A 19,440-nucleotide genomic window follows, 5' to 3' on the forward strand; every position below is an offset into this window, starting at 1 on the left:
GCCGACGTGGCCCACCCGATGATCGCTCCTTCCATCCTGTCCGCGGATTTCGCGCGCCTCGCCGACGAGGCCGCCGCCGTCGCCGGTGCCGATTGGCTCCACGTCGACGTCATGGACGCGCACTTCGTTCCGAACCTGACGCTGGGCCTGCCGGTCGTGCAGTCGCTGCTCGCCGCGACCGAGATCCCGCTGGACTGCCATCTGATGATCGAGAATCCGGGCCGGTGGGCACCCCCGTACGCGGAGGCCGGCGCCCACAACGTGACCTTTCATGCCGAGGCCACCGACAATCCGGTGGCCGTCGCCCGCGACATCCGCGCGGCGGGCGCCAAGGCCGGGCTGTCGATCAAGCCGGGCACCCTGATCGAGCCGTACCTGGAAATCCTGAAGGAATTCGACACGCTGCTGGTGATGAGCGTCGAGCCGGGCTTCGGCGGTCAGTCGTTCATCCCGGACGTGCTCGGGAAGGCCCGTGCCGTTCGTCGCCTCGTCGACTCCGGGGAACTGACCCTGCTCGTGGAGATCGACGGCGGCATCAACACCGACACCATCGAGGCGGCCGCCGAGGCCGGTGTCGACTGCTTCGTCGCCGGCTCCGCGGTGTACGGGGCGGCGGATCCCGGCGAGGCCGTCCGCAAGCTGCGCGCCCAGGCCGGTGCCGCCTCCGCCCACCTGACCCTGGCCCCGTGACCGATCCGGCGCTGGTCGAGGCCCTGCGGCGTGCCGTCGACGCGTCGGAGGACGTGCGGGGACGAACCAGCCCGAACCCGCCGGTGGGCGCCGTCGTGCTCGACGCCGACGGCCGGATCGCCGGGGTCGGCGCGACCCAGCCCCCCGGCGGGCCGCACGCCGAGGTGATGGCGTTGCGCGCGGCGGGGGAGCGGGCCCGCGGCGGCACCGCCGTCGTCACCCTCGAACCGTGCAACCACACCGGTCGTACCGGCCCGTGCACCCGGGCGCTGATCGACGCGGGCATCGCGACCGTCTACTACTCGGTGCCCGACCCGAACCCGTCCGCCGCCGGGGGAGCCGCCGCGCTGCGCGCCGCCGGAATCGTCGTGCACGAGGGTCTCGGCGCGGATGTCGTCGCGGCCGGCCCGCTCCGGGCGTGGCTGCACCGCACCCGCACCGGGCGCCCGCACGTGACATGGAAGTACGCGGCCACCTTGGACGGGCGCATCGCCGCCGCCGACGGCACCAGCCAGTGGATCTCCGGCCCGGAATCCCGCGCGGTCGTGCACGCCGAACGGGCCCGCCTCGACGCGATCGTCGTCGGCACCGGCACCGTCCTCGCGGACGACCCCTGGCTCACCGCCCGGCTGCCCGACGGTTCCCTCGCCCCGCACCAGCCGCTGCGGGTGGTGGTCGGTACCAGCGAACTGCCGACCCGGGCCCGGGTGCTCGACGACGCCGCGCCGACGCTGGTGCTGCGCACCCACGACGTCGACGAGGTCCTCGACGCACTCACCGACCACCCCGACGTCCTGCTCGAAGGCGGTCCGCGGCTGGCCGGGGCATTCCTCGCCGCCCGGCGTGTCGACCGCATCCAGGCGTACATCGCACCGGTACTTCTCGGCGACGGCTGGTCCGCTGTGAGGGACGCCGGAGTGCACACGATCTCCGAGGCGATACGGTTTCGTCGGGAGCGCGTCGAAACGGTCGGCGCCGACGTGTTGATGACCCTGGTCCCCGACCGGGAGCAAAGGAGCGGGTAGGTGTTCACCGGGATCGTCGAGGAACTGGGTGAGATCGTCACGCGCGAGGACCTGGCGGATGCGGCACGCTTCACCGTCCGCGGACCGCTGGTGACCTCGGACGCGAAGCACGGCGAGTCGATCGCCGTCAACGGCGTGTGCCTGACCGTCGTCGACGTCGTCGACGGAGACAAGTTCACCGCGGATGTGATGCAGGAGACACTGAACCGTTCGAGCCTCGCGCAGCTCGCCGCCGGCAGCCGCGTCAACCTCGAACGGGCCGCCGCGCTCGGCAGCCGTCTCGGGGGTCATCTGGTGCAGGGTCACGTCGACGGCACCGGCACGGTGATCTCCCGTTCCCCCTCCGAGAACTGGACCGTCGTGCGGATCTCCTTGCCGGACACCGTGTCCCGTTACGTCGTGGAGAAGGGGTCGATCACCGTCGACGGTGTGTCGCTGACCGTCTCCGGTCTCGGCGCCGAGCCGGGCGCGGAATGGTTCGAGATCTCGTTGATCCCCACCACCCTGTCGCTGACGACCCTCGGCACCGCCGAACCGGGCACCGTCGTCAATCTCGAGGTGGATGTGATCGCCAAGTACGTGGAGCGCCTGCAGAACGCGGGCCGCTGAGTCGTACTGTTGAATGCGGCAGTTTCCGCGTGCCGCGGTAGTGCAAGCAGTTGTTGGAAATCGAGATTTGGAGCCCAGGCAAGTGACGAGGTTCGACACGATCGAGCGCGCGGTTGCAGACATCGCCGCCGGTAAGGCCGTCGTCGTGGTCGACGACGAGGATCGGGAGAACGAGGGCGACCTCATCTTCGCGGCAGAGAAGGCCACCCCCGAACTGGTGGCGTTCATGGTGCGGTACACGTCGGGTTACCTGTGTGTGCCGCTCGACGGCGCCGACTGCGACCGGCTCGGGCTGCCGCCGATGTACTCCACCAACCAGGACAAGCACGGCACCGCGTACACGGTCACCGTGGACGCGAAGGAAGGCATCGGCACCGGCATCTCCGCGGCCGACCGGGCCGCGACGATGCGCCTGCTGGCCGATCCGAACACCCGCGCCGACGACTTCACCCGCCCCGGTCACGTGGTGCCGCTGCGCGCGAAGGAAGGCGGCGTGCTGCGCCGCCCCGGCCACACCGAGGCCGCCGTCGACCTGGCCCGCATGGCCGATCTGCGTCCCGCCGGCGTCATCTGCGAGATCGTCTCGCAGAAGGACGAGGGGGAGATGGCCCGCACCGACGAACTGCGCGTCTTCGCCGACGAGCACGAACTCGCCCTGATCTCCATCGCCGACCTCATCGCGTGGCGCCGCAAGCACGAGAAGCACGTCGTGCGCGTCGCCGAGGCCCGCATCCCGACCCGGCACGGCGACTTCACCGCCGTCGGCTACCAGAGCATCTACGACGAGGTCGAGCACGTCGCGCTGGTCCGCGGCGACATCGCCGGTCCCGACGGCGACGGCGCGGACGTGCTCGTGCGGGTCCACTCCGAGTGCCTGACCGGCGACGTGTTCGGCTCGCTGCGCTGCGACTGCGGCCCCCAGCTCGACGCCGCACTCGAGATGATCGCGGCCGAAGGGCGCGGTGTCGTGCTGTACATGCGCGGGCACGAGGGCCGCGGAATCGGCCTCATGCACAAGCTGCAGGCCTACCAGCTCCAGGACTCCGGGTCGGACACCGTCGACGCGAACCTGCAGCTCGGCCTGCCCGCCGACGCCCGCGACTACGGCATCGGCGCGCAGATCCTCGTCGACCTCGGCATCACCTCCATGCGGCTGCTGACCAACAACCCCGCCAAGCGCGTGGGCCTGGACGGCTACGGCCTGCAGATCACCGAGCGTGTGCCGATGCCGTTGCGCGCGAACCGCGAGAACATCACCTACCTGCGCACCAAGCGCGACCGCATGGGCCACGACCTGATCGGGCTCGACGAGTTCGAGGCCGGTGACGCCTGATGAGCGGGGAAGGTCTGCCCGACCTGCAGCTCGCCGACGCGCGCGGACTGCGCCTGGCGATCGTCGCGGGTAGCTGGCACCAGAAGATCTCCGACGCCCTGATCGCCGGGGCGCAGCGCGTCGCCGACGAGGCCGGCATCACCGACGTCACCCTCGAGCGGGTCGCCGGTGCCATCGAGCTGCCGGTCGTGGCGCAGCAGCTGGCCCGCACCCACGACGCCGTCGTGGCGCTCGGCGTCGTCATCCGCGGCGGCACCCCGCACTTCGAGTACGTGTGCGATGCGGTCACCTACGGGCTGACCCGGGTCGCCCTGGACGAGGGCACCCCGGTCGGCAACGGTGTGCTCACCACCGACACCGAGCAGCAGGCCCTGGACCGGTCCGGGCTGCCCGGCTCCGCCGAGGACAAGGGCGGCCAGGCGTGCGCCGCCGCGCTCGACACCGCGGTGACCCTCCGGCGCCTCCGGGAGACGGATCGATGACCGCGCACACCACCAGCACGACGGAATGGGAGCTCGACGTCCAGAGCGTCAAGATGCGGCGCTGGATCATCATCGGTGCTTCGGTTCTGATGCTCGGTCACATCGGTGCCGCGCTGGTCCTGCGCGGTGGCGAGTACACCGGTGCGAATCTGCGCCTGGCCGATCAGATCGCGATGATCGCGATCGGGCTGGTGGTGTCGGGGTTCACCCTGCTGTACGCCCGGCCCCGGTTACGGGCCGGGGCGGCCGGGGTCGAGGTCCGCAAGGTGTTCGGAGAACGTCGCCTGAGCTGGGACGAGGTCGGTGACCTCAGCTTCGATCACGGTGGCCCGTGGGCCCGCCTCGAACTGCCCCACGACGAGTACGTGCCCGTCGCGGCGCTGCAGGTGCGGGACGGGCAGCACGCGGTCGACGCCGTCGATTCGTTCCGTGAGCTGCGCGCGCGGTACGGCGGACGCGTCGGTACCGGCGACTAGCCTGGACCCGTGCCCGACCCCTCCACCTACCGCCCCGCTCCCGGATCCATCCCCACAGAGCCGGGTGTCTACCGGTTCCGTGATCCGCACGGCCGCGTCATCTACGTGGGCAAGGCGAAGAGCCTCCGCTCGCGCCTGAACTCGTACTTCGCCGACGTCGCGTCGCTGCATCCGCGGACCCGGCAGATGGTCACCACGGCGGGCAGCGTCGAATGGACGGTGGTCAGCACCGAGGTCGAGGCGCTGCAGCTCGAATACAACTGGATCAAGGAATTCGATCCGCGATTCAACGTCCGCTACCGCGACGACAAGACCTATCCGATGCTCGCGGTCACCCTGAACGAGGAGTATCCGCGGCTGTTCGTCTACCGCGGTCCGCGGCGCAAGGGGGTGCGCTACTTCGGTCCGTACTCGCACGCGTGGGCGATCCGGGAAACACTGGATCTGCTGCTGCGGGTGTTTCCCGCCCGGACATGCTCGGCCGGGGTGTTCAAACGGCACACGCAGATCGGCCGGCCCTGCCTGCTCGGGTACATCGACAAGTGTTCGGCGCCGTGCGTCGGACGGGTCGACGCCGCCGAACACCGCCGCATCGTCGAGGACTTCTGCGACTTCCTCGCCGGCCGCACCGACAAGCTGGTCCGCGACGTCGAGGCACGCATGCAGGCCGCGGCGTCGGAACTGGACTTCGAGACCGCCGCTCGGCTCCGCGACGATCTGGGGGCGCTGCGCCGGGCACTCGAGAAGCAGGCGGTCGTGCTCGGTGACGGCACGGACGCCGACCTGGTGGCGTTCGCCGGTGACGACCTCGAGGTCTCGGTGCAGGTCTTCCACGTCCGCGGGGGCCGGGTCCGCGGGCAGCGTGGGTGGGTCGTGGAGAAGTCCGGGGACGTCGTCGACCGTCCCGACTCCGCCGACCGGATCGACACCGAGCACACCGGCGAACACACGGAGGAGTCGCTGCTCGTCGAGCAGTTCCTCACCCAGTTCTACGGCGAGGAAGCCGCGCTCACCGCGACAGCACCCACCGACAGCGGGGACACCGAACCGACCGGCAGTGCCGTGCCGCGCGAGGTCCTGGTGCCGGCACTGCCCCCGGACCCGGAGGAGATGAGCCGCTGGCTCGCCGGGCTGCGCGGTGGACCGGTCCGGTTGCGGGTGCCGCAGCGCGGCGACAAGAAGGCCCTGGCGGAGACGGTGCAGCGCAACGCGCAGGAGGCCCTCGCCCAGCACAAACTGCGCCGCGCCGGAGACTTCACCGCGCGGTCCGCGGCATTGCAGGGCATCCAGGACGCGCTCGACCTGGACTCGGCGCCGCTGCGCATCGAGTGCGTCGACATCAGCCACGTCCAGGGCACCGACGTCGTCGCCTCGCTGGTGGTGTTCGAGGACGGCCTGCCCCGCAAGTCGGACTATCGGCACTACGCGATCAAGGAAGCCGCCGGCGACGGCCGCTCCGACGACGTCGCGTCCATCGCGGAGGTCACCCGCCGCCGCTTCCTGCGGCACCGTCGCGACGTCGCGGGGACGGAGGGTGCCGAAGGTGGGGACGGGGGCGATTTCTCCACCGAGGCCGCGCTCGACCCGGCGACCGGCAAGCCGCGGCGCTTCGCGTACCCACCGAACCTGTTCGTCGTGGACGGCGGCGCCCCGCAGGTCGCCGCGGCCGCGGAGGTCCTCGACGAACTCGGGGTCACCGACGTGTCGGTCATCGGCCTGGCCAAACGACTCGAGGAGGTGTGGGTCCCGGGCGAATCCGACCCGGTGATCCTGCCGCGCACGAGCGAGTCGCTGTACCTGCTGCAGCGGGTCCGCGACGAGGCGCACCGTTTCGCGATCACCTTCCACCGCAGCAAGCGGTCCCGGCGGATGACCGCGTCCGCCCTGGACGGGGTCCGCGGACTCGGGCAGACCCGGCGCACCGCGCTGGTCAAGCACTTCGGGTCGGTGGCGCGGCTGCGGGAAGCGAGCGTCGAGGAGATCACCGCCGTCCCGGGCATCGGAGCGGCCACCGCCCGCGCGGTGCTCGACGCGTTGCGCGCGGACGATCCGGGCGCCGCCGACACGCCGTCCGTCCTGCCCGTCGCCGATGAGGCTGCGCAGGACACGCCGGTACGTGATGATGACATCGTCGGCGTGTCGGGAACGGGAGCGGAGTCGCAACTGTGAACCAGCAATCTGCGATCGAGACGGAGCCGGGCGGCGCCGAGGCCGTCCCGGGGGATCGACGTGCCGAGGTGACGCTGGTCACCGGGTTGTCCGGGGCCGGCATGAGCACCGCGGCCACCGCCCTCGAGGACCTCGGCTGGTACGTGTCCGACAACGTGCCGCCGCAGCTGGTCATCGCCATGGTCGATCTGGCGGTGCAGGCGGAACCGCCGCTCGAGCGGCTCGCCGTCGTGATGGACGTGCGCAGCCGGTTGTTCACCGGCGACCTCGGATGGGTCGTGACCGAACTCGCCGCCCGACCGGTGCGCACCCGGGTGCTGTTCCTCGAAGCCACCGATGCCGTGCTGATCCGGCGGTTCGAGCAGGTGCGCCGCAGTCATCCGCTGCAGGCCGACACCGCCGACCGCACCCTCGCCGACGGCATCGCCGCCGAACGCGCCCAGCTCGCCCCCGTCAAGGCCGCCGCGGACCTGGTGGTCGACACGTCCGCGCTGTCCGGACCGGAACTGCGCCGCAAGATCGAATCGGCGTTCGGTGACGCGGCCGCCGACACCATCCAGGTCACCGTCGAGTCCTTCGGATTCAAGTACGGTCTGCCGATGGACTCGGACCTGGTGTGCGACGTGCGCTTCCTGCCGAACCCGCACTGGGTGCCGCAGTTGCGCGACCACACCGGGCAGGACGCCGACGTGCGCGACTATGTGCTGTCCCGAGACGGCGCGGACGAATACCTGCAGACCTATCATCGAGTGCTCCGATTGACCACGGCCGGCTACCGTCGGGAGGGAAAGCGCTACATGACGATCGCGGTGGGCTGCACCGGCGGCAAACACCGGAGCGTGGCGATGGCGGAAGCGCTCGCCGCGCGTCTCGAGCAGGACCCGGCGTTGACGGTGCACGTCGTGCACCGGGATCTGGGCCGCGAATGACCGGGCCCGCGATCGTTGCACTCGGCGGCGGTCACGGACTGTACGCGACCCTCAGCGCGGTCCGACGCCTCACCGACCGGGTCACCGCCGTCGTCACCGTCGCCGACGACGGCGGATCGTCGGGACGCCTGCGCGCCGAACTCGGCGTCATCCCACCCGGCGACCTGCGCATGGCGCTGGCGGCGCTGGCCGCCGAGACCCCGGAGATCCGGGTGTGGACCGAAACCGTGCAACACCGGTTCGGGGGCACCGGCGCGCTCGCCGGGCACTCGGTCGGCAATCTGATCCTTGCCGGGCTCACCGAGGTCCTCGGCGACCCGGTCGCCGCGCTGGACCGGCTCGCCGCCGTCCTCCACGTCCACGGCCGCGTGCTGCCGATGTCGCCGATCCCGCTGGACATCGAGGCGGACGTCTCCGGTCTCGAATCCGATCCCCGGGTCAGCCGCGGCATCCGCGGTCAGGTCGCGGTCGCGACCACCCCCGGCAAGGTGCGCCGGGTCCGGCTCATCCCGGCCGATCCGCCGGCGTGCCCGGACGCGCTCGACGCCGTCGACGCCGCCGACCTCGTGGTGCTCGGTCCGGGCTCGTGGTTCTCGAGCGTCATCCCGCACGTCCTCGTGCCCGATCTGCTCGACGCGCTCATCCGCACCCCGGCCCACAAGGTGCTGGTGCTGAACCTGGCGGCGGAACCGGGGGAGACCGCCGGGTTCTCCACCGAGCGTCACCTGCACGTGCTGGCGCAACACGCCCCGGGCTTCCGCGTCGACCACATCGTGGTCGACGCGACGACGGTGCCGCCCGGACGGGAACGCGAACACCTGTGCCGGGCCGCCGCCGGCTTCGGCGCCGAGGTCGTCTACGCGGACGTCGCGGAACCCGGTACCCATCGACACGACCCCGCCAAACTGGCGGAGGTTCTGGCAACACATCTGCCTGCCGCGTCCGGCACCGCCGGCGCACGCGACAGCAGCCGAAGGGAGAACGTCTCGTGGCAATGACAGCGGAGGTCAAGGACGAGCTGAGCAGGCTCGTGGTGACCCGCACCAGCAGCCGCAAGGCCGAGGTGTCCGCTCTCCTGCGTTTCGCCGGTGGCCTGCACATCGTGGGCGGCCGGGTGGTGGTCGAGGCCGAGGTGGACCTCGGTTCGATCGCCCGTCGACTGCGTCGCGAGATCTTCGAGCTGTTCGGCTACTCCGCGGAAGTGCACGTGCTCGGCGCCGGTGGTCTGCGCAAGAGTTCGCGGTACGTCGTCCGGGTCGCCAAGGACGGGGAAGCGCTCGCCCGCCAGACCGGTCTGCTCGACCTGCGCGGACGTCCGGTGCGCGGGCTGCCCGCCCAGGTCGTCGGCGGCAGCATCTCCGACGCCGAAGCCGCCTGGCGCGGCGCCTTCCTGGCGCACGGCTCCCTCACCGAACCGGGGCGGTCGTCGGCGCTCGAGATCAGCTGCCCGGGTCCGGAGGCGGCCCTCGCGCTCGTCGGCGCGGCGCGGCGCCTCGGCATCACTGCGAAGGCCCGCGAGGTGCGTGGCGCCGACCGCGTCGTGGTCCGCGACGGGGAGGCCATCGGCGCCCTGCTCACCCACATGGGCGCCCAGGACACGAGGCTGACGTGGGAGGAACGGCGCATGCGCCGCGAGGTGCGGGCCACCGCCAACCGGCTCGCGAACTTCGACGACGCCAACCTGCGGCGGTCGGCGCGGGCCGCGGTCGCGGCCGCCGCGCGGGTCGAGCGGGCCCTGACGATCCTCGGCTCCGACGTGCCCGACCACCTCGCCGCCGCCGGGTCGCTGCGCGTGCAGCACCGGCAGGCGTCCCTCGAGGAACTCGGGCAGCTCGCGGATCCGCCGATGACGAAGGACGCCGTCGCCGGCCGCATCCGGCGGCTGCTGTCGATGGCGGACCGCCGCGCCAAGGAACTCGGCATCCCCGACACCGAGTCCGCGGTGACGATGGAGCTGCTCGACGAGGCTTAGGACCCGGCGCGGGGTTCTTCGACGCCGGGTTCAAATCCCACCTTCCTCGACTCGGCGGATTAGGGTGAGGGCACAAGCTGCACCACCATCGAGACACAAGCTGCACCACCATCGAGGTAAAGGAGCTTCATCGTGACTGTGCGCGTAGGCATCAACGGCTTCGGTCGCATCGGGCGGAACCTCTTCCGTGCGGTGGAGGCGCAGAAGGCACTCGGCAGCACCGATATCGAGATCGTCGCTGTCAACGACCTCACCGACAACGACACCCTCGCGACGCTCCTGAAGTACGACTCGATCCTGGGGCGTCTCGACGAGGACGTCCGCGCCGAGGGTGACTACATCTACGTGGGCGACCGGAAGATCACCGCCCTCGAGATCAAGGAAGGCCCGGCGGCCCTGCCCTGGGGCGAGCTGGGGGTCGACGTCGTCGTCGAGTCCACCGGCATCTTCACCAACGCGGCCAAGGCCAGGGGTCACCTGGACGCCGGCGCCAAGAAGGTCGTCATCTCGGCGCCCGCCACCGACGAGGACATCACCATCGTCATGGGCGTCAACCACGACAAGTACGACGGCACGCAGAACATCATCTCGAACGCCTCGTGCACCACGAACTGCCTCGGCCCGCTCGCCAAGGTGCTGAACGACGCGTTCGGCATCGAGAAGGGGCTGATGACCACCATCCACGCGTACACCCAGGACCAGAACCTGCAGGACGGGCCGCACCGGGACCTGCGTCGCGCCCGCGCCGCGGCCCTGAACATCGTCCCGACCGGCACCGGTGCCGCCAAGGCCATCGGCCTCGTGCTGCCCGAGCTGCAGGGCAAGCTCGACGGCTACGCGCTGCGCGTTCCGGTCCCGACCGGCTCGGTGACCGACCTGACCGCGACCCTGACCAGGAAGGCCACCGTCGACGAGGTCAACGCCGCGGTCAAGGCCGCCGCGGAGGGCCCGCTCGAGGGCATCCTGAAGTACAACACCGATCCGATCGTCTCCTCGGACATCGTCACCGATCCGCACTCGTCGATCTTCGACGCGCCACTGACCAAGGTCATCGACGACCAGGTCAAGGTCGTGGCCTGGTACGACAACGAGTGGGGTTACTCCAACCGCTTGGCCGACCTCGTCGGCCTCATCGGGAAGTCCCTCTGACGACGTCGGCAAGTCCCTCTGACACCATCGGCAAGTCCCTCTGACAACGATTGAATAGGACACTCGAACAGTGGCAGTTCAGACCCTGAAGGATCTGCTGGACGCGGGGGTCGAAGGGCGCGGTGTGCTCGTGCGCTCGGACCTCAACGTCCCGCTGGACGGCGCGACGATCACCGACCCCGGTCGGATCCTCGCGTCGGCCCCGACGATCAAGGCGCTCGCCGATGCCGGCGCCAAGGTGGTCGTCACCGCGCACCTCGGCCGCCCCAAGGGCGAGGCCGACCCGAAGTTCTCGCTCGCGCCCGTCGCGGCGAAGCTCGGGGAGGTGCTGGGCCGCAACGTCCAGCTCGCCGGTGATGTCGTGGGGCAGGACGCCCTGGCCCGGTCCGAGGGCCTGACCGACGGCGACATCCTCCTGCTGGAGAACATCCGCTTCGATCCGCGCGAAACCAGCAAGGACGACGCGGACCGCCTGGCGCTGGCCCGCGACCTGGTCGAGCTGGTCGGCGACGACGGTGCGTTCGTGTCCGACGGCTTCGGTGTCGTGCACCGCAAGCAGGCGTCGGTGTACGACGTGGCGACGCTGCTGCCGCATTACGCGGGCACGCTCGTCGCCGCGGAGGTCGAGGTGCTGGCCCGTCTGACGGCCGATCCGGAACGTCCCTACGCGGTCGTGCTCGGCGGTTCGAAGGTCTCCGACAAGCTGGCCGTGATCGAGGCGCTCGCACCGAAGGTCGACACCCTCGTCATCGGTGGCGGCATGTGCTTCACCTTCCTTGCCGCGCAGGGCATCTCGGTGGGCAACTCGCTCCTCGAGGAATCGATGATCGAGACCTGCAAGGACCTGCTCGAGCGGTTCGGCGACGTCATCCACATCCCGCAGGACGTGGTGATCGCCGACAGCTTCTCCGCCGACGCCGAGGCGAAGACGGTGCCCGTCACCGAAATCGAGGACGGGTGGATGGGCCTGGACATCGGCCCCGAGTCGGTGGCCCGGTTCGCGCACCACCTGGCGGGCGCGAAGACCGTGTTTTGGAACGGCCCGATGGGTGTGTTCGAGTTCGCGAAGTTCGCCGACGGCACCAAGGGTGTCGCCGAGGCCATCATCGAGGCCACCGGCAAGGGCGCGTTCAGCGTCGTCGGCGGTGGCGACTCGGCCGCGGCCGTGCGTCTGCTGGGTCTGCCCGAGGACGGCTTCTCGCACATCTCCACGGGCGGCGGGGCCTCCCTCGAGTACCTCGAGGGCAAGGAACTCCCCGGCATCGCGGTTCTGGAGGGCTGATCGGATGGCACGCAAGCCGCTCATCGCCGGCAACTGGAAGATGAACCTCAACCATCTCGAGGCCATCGCCCTGGTGCAGAAGATTGCCTTCACCCTCCCGGAGAAGTACCTCGACAAGGTCGACGTGACGGTGCTCCCGCCGTTCACCGACATCCGTTCGGTGCAGACGCTGATCGAGGGTGACAAGATCAAGTTCACCTACGGGGCGCAGGACCTGTCCGTCCACGACTCCGGCGCCTACACCGGGGAGATCTCCGGCGCGATGCTCGCCAAGCTCGGCTGCACGTTCGTCGTCGTCGGCCACTCCGAGCGGCGCACGCTGCACGGGGAGACCGACGAGATCGTGCGGGACAAGGCCAAGGCCGCGCTGCGGCACGGCCTGACGCCGATCGTGTGCATCGGCGAGGGTCTCGACATCCGCGAGGCCGGCAACCACGTCGAGTACAACGTCGAGCAGCTGAAGGGCTCGCTGAAGGGCCTGACCGCCGACGAGATCGCGAAGACCGTGATCGCGTACGAGCCGGTGTGGGCCATCGGCACCGGCAAGGTGGCTTCGGCCGCCGACGCCCAGGAGGTGTGCGCCGCGGTGCGTGCCACGCTCGGCGAGCTGGCCTCGCCGGAGGTGGCCGCGACCGTCCGCGTCCTCTACGGCGGCTCGGTGAACGCCAAGAACGTCGGCGAGCTCATCGCGCAGACCGACGTCGACGGCGGCCTGGTCGGCGGTGCGTCGCTCAAGGCCGACGAGTTCGCGCAGCTCTCGGCGATCGCCGCGGGCGGTCCGCTGCTGTAGCGGACGACTGTTCCCTCCGTGGGGCGCAGGATCGCACCGATCCTGCGCCCCACGGTATTTCATCCGGAAAGTGATTCGACACCGATGACCACCGCAGGTTCCGTCCGACGCGGCCCCACCCGCCGAACCGTACTGTTCGGCCTGCTCGCCGTGCTGATCGTCGCGGCGTGCCTGCGTCCGCCGATCACCGCGGTCGGCCCGCTGCTGGGCTCGATCGGGGCCGACACCGGCCTGGGCAGCACCGGGCTCGGCATCCTCGGAGCGGTCCCGCTGCTGTGCTTCGCGGTGGTGTCCCCGTGGATCCACCGGCCCGCGGCCCGCTTCGGTTCGCAACTGCTGATCCTGCTCGCCATGGGGGTTCTTGCCGCGGGGATCCTCGTGCGGTCGCTGCCGGGTGCCCTCTGGCTGTGGTCGGGCACCGTGGCGATCGGCGCCGGGATCGCGGTCGCGAATGTGCTGCTGCCCGCCGTCGTCAAACGCGATCACGCGGGTCGGCTCGCGACCGTCACCGGTGTGTATTCGTCGGTCACCACCGGCGCAGCCGGGCTCGGTGCGGGTCTGGCGGTGCCGTTGGCGGACGCGACCGGTGACTGGCGGACCGCGTTGGCGGTGTGGGCGATCCTGCCGTGTGTCGCCGCCGCGGTGTGGTTCCTGCGCGGCCGCGCGCTGCGCGCGGTCGCGGCGACCGCGCCGCCGGCACCGGAATCCGGGCCGGCCCGGTCGATGTGGCGCTCGGGTGTCGCGTGGCAGGTCACCGCGTTCATGGGCCTGCAGTCGACCACCTTCTATCTGCTGGTGACCTGGCTGCCGTCGGTGGAGGCGAGTCTCGGTGTCGACGCGGCCACCGCCGGCTGGCATTCGTTCGCGTACCAGATCGTCGGGATCGTGGCCGGGCTCGGTGCGACCGTGCTGATGGGCCGGCGTGCCGACCAGCGCATGCTCGCGATCGTCGGTGGGGCGATCCTCGTGGTCGCGGTGGCCGGGTTGCTGCTCGTCCCGGATCTGGTGCTGCTGTGGGCGATCGTCGCCGGGATCAGTTCGGGTACGACGTTCGTGCTCGCCATGGCGTTGTTCGGGCTGCGCACCCGCACGGTCGCGCAGACGGCGCAGCTGTCCGGGATGGCGCAGTGCGTCGGCTACCTGCTGGCGATGTGTGGTCCGATCGCGGCGGGCGTGCTCTTCGACGTCACCGGGACCTGGACGCCCGTGCTGATCCTGATCGCGGTGTGCGCGGTCGGGCAGAGCCTGGTGGGTGGGTTCGCCGGGCGCGACCGCTACACCCACGCGGCGGCCGGGTAGCGCGGGCCGTCACGAGTCGGCCCAGGCGTCGGGCCGGGACCCGTCGACGTCGGTGACGCGATAGGCGCGCGCGAGATCGGCCGACGTCACCGACCGCTGATTCCAGCGGGCCCGCGCGGGGTCGGCGGCCAGCGCCGCAACGCCACGGCCCACATACCGCGGTGATTCCGAGTTCGCGAAACCCGGTGGTGCCGTGGGCAATCCGTCCGGCCTGCCGGGGTCGAGGGCGTCGCGCCAGTTGTCCTCGGTGACACCGTAGTTGTCGAGCATCATCTCCGAGCGCAGCCAGCCGGGCGTGACCGAGACGGCGGTGCCGCCGTGTGCGGCGAGTTCGTGCCCCTGCGAGAATGCCAGCCGGCTGACCGCGTTCTTCACCAGGTCGTAGAAGACGGAGATGCGGTAGTGGGTGGCGTTGTAGCTCGCCGTCCCGTCGGTGACCTCGACGAGCAGACCGCCGGGCTCGGACACGAGCAACGGCAGCAGGTGATGCGACGTGATCAGGTGGGTGTCGAGGCCGAGCCGGACGATCCGGAGCCCGGCGTCGAGATCGTGCTCCCAGATCGGGGTGTTCCACTGCGCCGGTGCGCCTTTGAGAATCTCCGCGCCCCAGATGTCATTGACGAGAACATCGATGTGCCCGAACTCGGCACGGAGACGCCCCGCAAGCGTGGCCACCCGGTCGGGATCGAGGTGGTCGACCTGGATCGCGACACCGGTTCCACCGAGTGCGGTGACGACCTCGGCGGTCTCCTCGATGGTCTCCGGCCGGTCGTAGTCGGACGTCTCGCGACCGTGCGTCCTGCTGCTCCGGCCGGTGCAGATCACGGTGGCGCCGGCCTCGCCGAGCCCGGCCGCGATGCCGCGGCCGGCGCCGCGGGTCGCTCCGGCCACCACCGCGATCTTCCCGTGCAGGGGTGAACTCATCGACTCCGATGATGCCCGGTGGCGACGGCAGTGCGGTGGAGATCGGCGGCACTGCCACCTGCGGTGGCCGACCCGCACCATCGATCACCCCTGCTCGGCCGGCCGGGCCGCTGCCCGGCCGGCCTGCGCGTCGGTCAGCCGACGAGCTTGGCGGACAGCGCCGCGACGGTCTGCGGGCTCAAACCCAGCCCGGTGATCAGGTAGTTGTGGACGGTGCCGAAGTCGTGTTCGAGTTGGGTGAATCCGGCCTCGAGGTAACTACGTTCGACGGTGAGGAGCGGCGCGTAGATCGCCGCCACCTCGGGACCCCGGGATTCGGCGAGCGCAGCAAGTGTCGCGCGGATGTGGTCACCGGAGTATTCGTTCGACAGCAGGTAGTCCGTGTACACGGTCTCGCGGTCCACGCCGGCGAGGGACAACAGTACGGCCGCGGTCCAGCCGGTGCGGTCCTTCCCGGCGGTGCAGTGGAACAGCTGCGGTCCTTCGGTGCGGGCGAACTCGGTGAACATCGCGCCGAGTTCCGCGCGGATCTCGGGATCGGCGACGAATGCGCGGTTGATGTCCTGCATGACCGCGCGCGCGTCCTCCGGTGTCCTCAGGCTCGCCAGGATCGAGGTCGAACTCAGGTTCCCGGACAGCAGCGGGTGCCGGATGTACTGGGCACCGGCCGGGATGCGGTCCGGGGCATCGGCGATCTCGCCGTCGGTGCGCAGGTCGTACACCGCCGCGATGCCGAGGGAGTCGAGCACCGCGGCGTCTTCGTCGTTGCTGGTGAGGGCGTTGGATCGGTAGAAGACGCCGGGCTGTACCCGCAGCCCGAACGCCGCCGGGTAGCCGCCGCCGGATCCGGCGAGATCGCGGAAGTTGTCGACCGACGACAGCCGGGGAGTCTCGACGACGGCCGGTGCACCGATGCCGGACGACCCGGTCGGGAGATCGAAGGGGGCGGCGCCGACCGTGGCGGAGCCGGTGAGCAGCAGTGCGGCGCTGAGGGTGACCGTTGCGGCGAGCCGGGCGCTGCGGCGCCCGGCGGGGAGGACAGTGCGAGACAACACAAACCTTCCTTCAGGGTATGGTTTTTCTTGCGTCTCATTTAGATCACATTCGTCCGAATTTTGCTCTCGTTTTCGAGAATCACGTTTCCGACCGGAAGGTACCGCCGGCACGGACGGCGGGGATCACCGGGTAAGCTGACGGCCGACGTCACCGACCATCGAAGGACACCGAGCGCCGCATGGAACTGTTCCTGGACATCCTGCTGATTGTCACCAGCCTGCTGCTGATCCTGCTGGTGCTGCTGCACCGCGGTAAGGGCGGCGGCCTGTCCAGCCTGTTCGGCGGTGGCGTCCAGTCCAGCCTCTCCGGATCGACGGTCGCGGAGAAGAACCTGGACCGCCTCACCGTCTTCACCGGCATCATCTGGCTGATCTCCATCCTCGGCATCGGGCTGCAGATCAAGTTCAGCTGACCGGCTTCCGGTCGCGCGACCAGCGCCTTCAGTCGATACTGACCGGATGAGCGTCCCGACCGGAACAGCCGCCACCGAGCCGCTGCGCGACGACATCCGCCTGCTCGGCAGCATCCTCGGACAGATCGTGCGCAGGCACGCCGGGGAAGCCGCCTACGAACTCGTCGAGAAGGCCCGGATCGAGAGCTTCCGGGTGCGCCGCTCCGAACTGGACCGCGCCGACCTCGCCGCCATGTTCCGCGAGGTCGCCACCGCCGACACGATTCCGGTCATCCGCGCCTTCAGTCACTTCGCGCTGCTCGCGAACCTCGCCGAGGACCTGCACCGCGAGCGGCGCCGCGCGCTGCACGTCGCCGCGGGCGAACCGCCGCAGGACAGCTCGCTGGCCGCCACCTACGCCAAACTCGACGCCGCCGACCTCGACCCGGAGGCGGTCGCGGCGGCGCTCGAGCACGCGCTGGTCTCGCCGGTCATCACCGCGCACCCCACCGAAACCCGCCGGCGCACCGTGTTCGTCGTGCAGTCACGGATCACCGATCTCATGCGCCGCCGCGGTCGCGCCGAGGACGCCACCGAGATCGCCGAGATCGACCGGCAACTGTGGCGGCACATCCTGACGCTGTGGCAGACCGCGCTGATTCGCCTGGCGCGCCTGCGGATCCAGGACGAGATCGAAACCGGTCTGCGCTACTACGAGGCCTCGCTGTTCGCGGTGGTGCCCGCCCTCGACGCCGAGGTCCGCCGCGAACTCCGGTCCCGCTGGCCCGGCACCGCCCTGCTCACCGAACCGATCGTGCGGACCGGCTCGTGGATCGGCGGCGACCGCGACGGCAACCCGAACGTCACCGCCGAGGTCGTCCACCGCGCCACCGACCGCGCCGCGACCACGGTCTTCGGCCACTACCGCACCGAACTCGCCGAACTCGAGCAGGAACTGTCGATGTCCGAGCGGCTCGTCCCGATCACCGCCGAACTGAAGGCGCTCGTCGAGGCCGCCGCCGACGACGTGCCCGCACGCGCCGACGAACCCTACCGGCGCGCGATCCACGGCATCCGCGGCCGCCTCGCCGCCACCGCGCAGCGTCTGCTCGACGACCCGCCGAACTTCGGTGTCCCCCTCCTCGAGCCCTACCCGGGCCCGGCCGAACTGCTCGCCGACCTGGACGTCCTCGACGCCTCGCTGCGGGCCGCCGGCGACGACGTCATCGCCGACGACCGCCTCGCCCACCTGCGCAGCGCCGTCGAGGTGTTCGGGTTCCACCTCAGCGCCCTCGATCTGCGGCAGAACTCCGAGGTCCACGGCCGGGTCGTCGCCGAACTGCTCGCCTGGGCCGGCGTCACCGACGACTACGAGGCGCTGCCCGAAGACCGCAAGGTCGAACTGCTCACCCGCGAGCTCGCCACCCGGCGCCCGCTCAGCGCCCCCGGCGCCCGGCTCGGGGAGCTCACCACCGCCGAACTCGGGGTGCTCCGCGCCGCTGCCGAGGCCATCCGGCTGCTCGGCGCCCACGCCGTGCCGCACTACATCATCAGCATGTGCGCGTCGGTCAGCGACCTCCTCGAAGCGGCGGTGCTGCTCAAGGAGGTCGGGCTCGTCGACCACACCGACACCGGCCCGCGCTGCCCGGTCGCGGTGATCCCGCTGTTCGAAACCATCGAAGACCTCCAGCGCGGCGCCGCCATTCTCGGTGCAGCCCTGTCGATCCCGGAGTTCCGCAGCCTCGTCGACTCGGCCGGGTCGGTGCAGGAGGTCATGCTGGGCTACTCGGATTCCAACAAGGACGGCGGCTACCTCGCCGCGAACTGGGCGCTGTACCGCGCCGAACTCGACCTCGTCGAATGCGCCCGCGAGCACGGTATCCGGCTGCGGCTGTTCCACGGCCGTGGCGGCACCGTGGGCCGCGGCGGCGGCCCCAGCTACGACGCGATTCTTGCGCAACCCCCGGGCGCGGTCACCGGGTCACTGCGGCTGACCGAGCAGGGCGAGGTGATCGCCGCGAAGTACGCCGAACCCCGCTCGGCGCGCCGCAACCTCGAAAGCCTCGTCGCCGCGACCCTCGAATCCACGCTGCTCGACGTCGAAGGCCTGGGCGCCGACGCGCCCGCCGCCTACGCGATCCTCGACGACCTGGCCGCCCGGGCCCGCGCGGCCTACGGCGAACTCGTGCACGAGACCCCCGGATTCGTCGAATACTTCCGCACCGCCACGCCCGTCGGCGAAATCGGGCAACTCAACATCGGCAGCCGTCCCACCTCACGCAAACCGACGTCGTCGATCGCGGATCTGCGGGCTATCCCGTGGGTGCTGGCCTGGACCCAGTCCCGCGTCATGCTCCCCGGCTGGTACGGCACCGGCACCGCCTTCGAATCGTGGATCGGCGACGACGACACCCGCCGGGCCACGCTCACCGACCTGTACGAGCGGTGGCCGTTCTTCCGCACCGTGTTGTCCAACATGGCGATGGTGCTCGCCAAATCCGACATGGGGCTGGCCGCCCGCTACGCCGAACTCGTCCCCGACACCGACCTGCGCGACCGCGTCTTCGGCAAGATCGTCGACGAACACGCGCGCACCGTCCGCACCTATCTGGCGATCACCGGACGACCGGACCTGATGGCGGACAACCCGGCGCTGGCGCGGTCGGTGCACAACCGGTTCCCGTACCTCGAACCGCTCAACCACCTGCAGGTGGAGTTACTGCGGCGACTGCGCGCGGGGGAGGACACCGACGAGGTACGGCGCGGCATCCAGCTCACCATGAACGGCCTGGCCACCGCACTGCGTAACAGCGGCTGACGCCGGAGGCGACAGTGGCTGACGCCCGAAACGACGGTCGGTGTAC

The 19,440-nt window shown here is 70.6% G+C and carries 18 protein-coding genes; 16 read left to right on the plus strand and 2 right to left on the minus strand.

Annotated elements, in window-relative coordinates:
• The first annotated feature begins 6 nt into the window (after positions 1–6).
• The 14 genes from rpe to ACWDTS_RS05150 all read left to right on the plus strand — a co-directional run bounded on the left by rpe (position 7) and on the right by ACWDTS_RS05150 (position 14,205).
• Complete coding sequence (gene rpe / locus ACWDTS_RS05085; RefSeq protein ID WP_450110143.1) at positions 7–690, plus strand: ribulose-phosphate 3-epimerase; 684 nt, start codon at positions 7–9, stop codon at positions 688–690.
• Positions 687–1,715, plus strand: coding sequence for a bifunctional diaminohydroxyphosphoribosylaminopyrimidine deaminase/5-amino-6-(5-phosphoribosylamino)uracil reductase RibD (gene ribD, locus ACWDTS_RS05090; RefSeq protein ID WP_450110142.1), 1,029 nt, complete (start codon positions 687–689; stop codon positions 1,713–1,715). Before rpe ends, ribD begins: the two co-directional genes overlap by 4 nt.
• On the plus strand, positions 1,716–2,324 hold the full coding sequence (locus ACWDTS_RS05095; RefSeq protein WP_450110141.1) for a riboflavin synthase: 609 nt from the start codon (positions 1,716–1,718) through the stop codon (positions 2,322–2,324).
• A gap of 82 nt (positions 2,325–2,406) precedes the next feature.
• Positions 2,407–3,657 (plus strand): bifunctional 3,4-dihydroxy-2-butanone-4-phosphate synthase/GTP cyclohydrolase II, encoded by a 1,251-nt coding sequence (locus ACWDTS_RS05100; RefSeq protein ID WP_197253120.1) that lies wholly within the window; start codon positions 2,407–2,409, stop codon positions 3,655–3,657.
• Complete coding sequence (ribH, locus tag ACWDTS_RS05105) at positions 3,657–4,139, plus strand: 6,7-dimethyl-8-ribityllumazine synthase (RefSeq protein ID WP_197253121.1); 483 nt, start codon at positions 3,657–3,659, stop codon at positions 4,137–4,139. Before ACWDTS_RS05100 ends, ribH begins: the two co-directional genes overlap by 1 nt.
• Positions 4,136–4,615 carry a PH domain-containing protein gene (locus tag ACWDTS_RS05110; RefSeq protein WP_197253122.1) on the plus strand — a complete coding sequence of 160 codons (480 nt, stop codon included), beginning with the start codon at positions 4,136–4,138 and terminating at the stop codon, positions 4,613–4,615. Before ribH ends, ACWDTS_RS05110 begins: the two co-directional genes overlap by 4 nt.
• 9 nt (positions 4,616–4,624) lie before the next feature.
• The gene (gene uvrC, locus ACWDTS_RS05115; RefSeq protein ID WP_450117721.1) at positions 4,625–6,784 is read left to right on the plus strand and encodes an excinuclease ABC subunit UvrC; all 2,160 of its coding nucleotides are present in this window, start codon (positions 4,625–4,627) and stop codon (positions 6,782–6,784) included.
• A 14-nt stretch (positions 6,785–6,798) separates the two neighbouring features.
• On the plus strand, positions 6,799–7,713 hold the full coding sequence (gene rapZ / locus ACWDTS_RS05120; RefSeq protein ID WP_420753628.1) for an RNase adapter RapZ: 915 nt from the start codon (positions 6,799–6,801) through the stop codon (positions 7,711–7,713).
• On the plus strand, positions 7,710–8,711 hold the full coding sequence (locus ACWDTS_RS05125; protein WP_248673908.1) for a gluconeogenesis factor YvcK family protein: 1,002 nt from the start codon (positions 7,710–7,712) through the stop codon (positions 8,709–8,711). The genes rapZ and ACWDTS_RS05125 overlap by 4 nt, the downstream gene beginning before the upstream one ends.
• The gene (whiA, locus tag ACWDTS_RS05130) at positions 8,708–9,685 is read left to right on the plus strand and encodes a DNA-binding protein WhiA (protein ID WP_197253185.1); all 978 of its coding nucleotides are present in this window, start codon (positions 8,708–8,710) and stop codon (positions 9,683–9,685) included. Before ACWDTS_RS05125 ends, whiA begins: the two co-directional genes overlap by 4 nt.
• Positions 9,686–9,817: 132 nt before the next feature.
• Positions 9,818–10,834 carry a type I glyceraldehyde-3-phosphate dehydrogenase gene (gene gap / locus ACWDTS_RS05135; protein ID WP_248673909.1) on the plus strand — a complete coding sequence of 339 codons (1,017 nt, stop codon included), beginning with the start codon at positions 9,818–9,820 and terminating at the stop codon, positions 10,832–10,834.
• A gap of 70 nt (positions 10,835–10,904) precedes the next feature.
• Entirely contained in the window at positions 10,905–12,116 is a 1,212-nt protein-coding gene (locus tag ACWDTS_RS05140) for a phosphoglycerate kinase (protein ID WP_197253126.1), read from the plus strand.
• Between the two features lie 4 nt (positions 12,117–12,120).
• Positions 12,121–12,906 carry a triose-phosphate isomerase gene (gene tpiA, locus ACWDTS_RS05145; protein ID WP_197253127.1) on the plus strand — a complete coding sequence of 262 codons (786 nt, stop codon included), beginning with the start codon at positions 12,121–12,123 and terminating at the stop codon, positions 12,904–12,906.
• An 84-nt stretch (positions 12,907–12,990) separates the two neighbouring features.
• Complete coding sequence (locus ACWDTS_RS05150) at positions 12,991–14,205, plus strand: CynX/NimT family MFS transporter (RefSeq protein ID WP_450110138.1); 1,215 nt, start codon at positions 12,991–12,993, stop codon at positions 14,203–14,205.
• Positions 14,206–14,214: 9 nt separating this feature from the next.
• On the opposite strand, the gene ACWDTS_RS05155 is transcribed toward ACWDTS_RS05150, so the two are convergent.
• Positions 14,215–15,129, minus strand: a complete 915-nt coding sequence (locus ACWDTS_RS05155; protein WP_450110137.1) for an SDR family oxidoreductase — start codon at positions 15,127–15,129, stop codon at positions 14,215–14,217.
• A 134-nt stretch (positions 15,130–15,263) separates the two neighbouring features.
• Positions 15,264–16,184 carry a tyrosine-protein phosphatase gene (locus tag ACWDTS_RS05160; RefSeq protein ID WP_450110136.1) on the minus strand — a complete coding sequence of 307 codons (921 nt, stop codon included), beginning with the start codon at positions 16,182–16,184 and terminating at the stop codon, positions 15,264–15,266.
• 179 nt (positions 16,185–16,363) lie between these two features.
• Between ACWDTS_RS05160 and secG the strand changes: the two genes are divergently transcribed.
• Together secG and ppc are read left to right on the plus strand one after the other, a co-directional pair.
• Positions 16,364–16,597, plus strand: coding sequence for a preprotein translocase subunit SecG (gene secG / locus ACWDTS_RS05165; RefSeq protein ID WP_197253130.1), 234 nt, complete (start codon positions 16,364–16,366; stop codon positions 16,595–16,597).
• 46 nt (positions 16,598–16,643) lie between these two features.
• Positions 16,644–19,394, plus strand: a complete 2,751-nt coding sequence (gene ppc / locus ACWDTS_RS05170) for a phosphoenolpyruvate carboxylase (RefSeq protein WP_450110135.1) — start codon at positions 16,644–16,646, stop codon at positions 19,392–19,394.
• Positions 19,395–19,440 lie beyond the last annotated feature (46 nt).

It is taken from the genome of Rhodococcus sp. NPDC003383 (assembly GCF_053589115.1).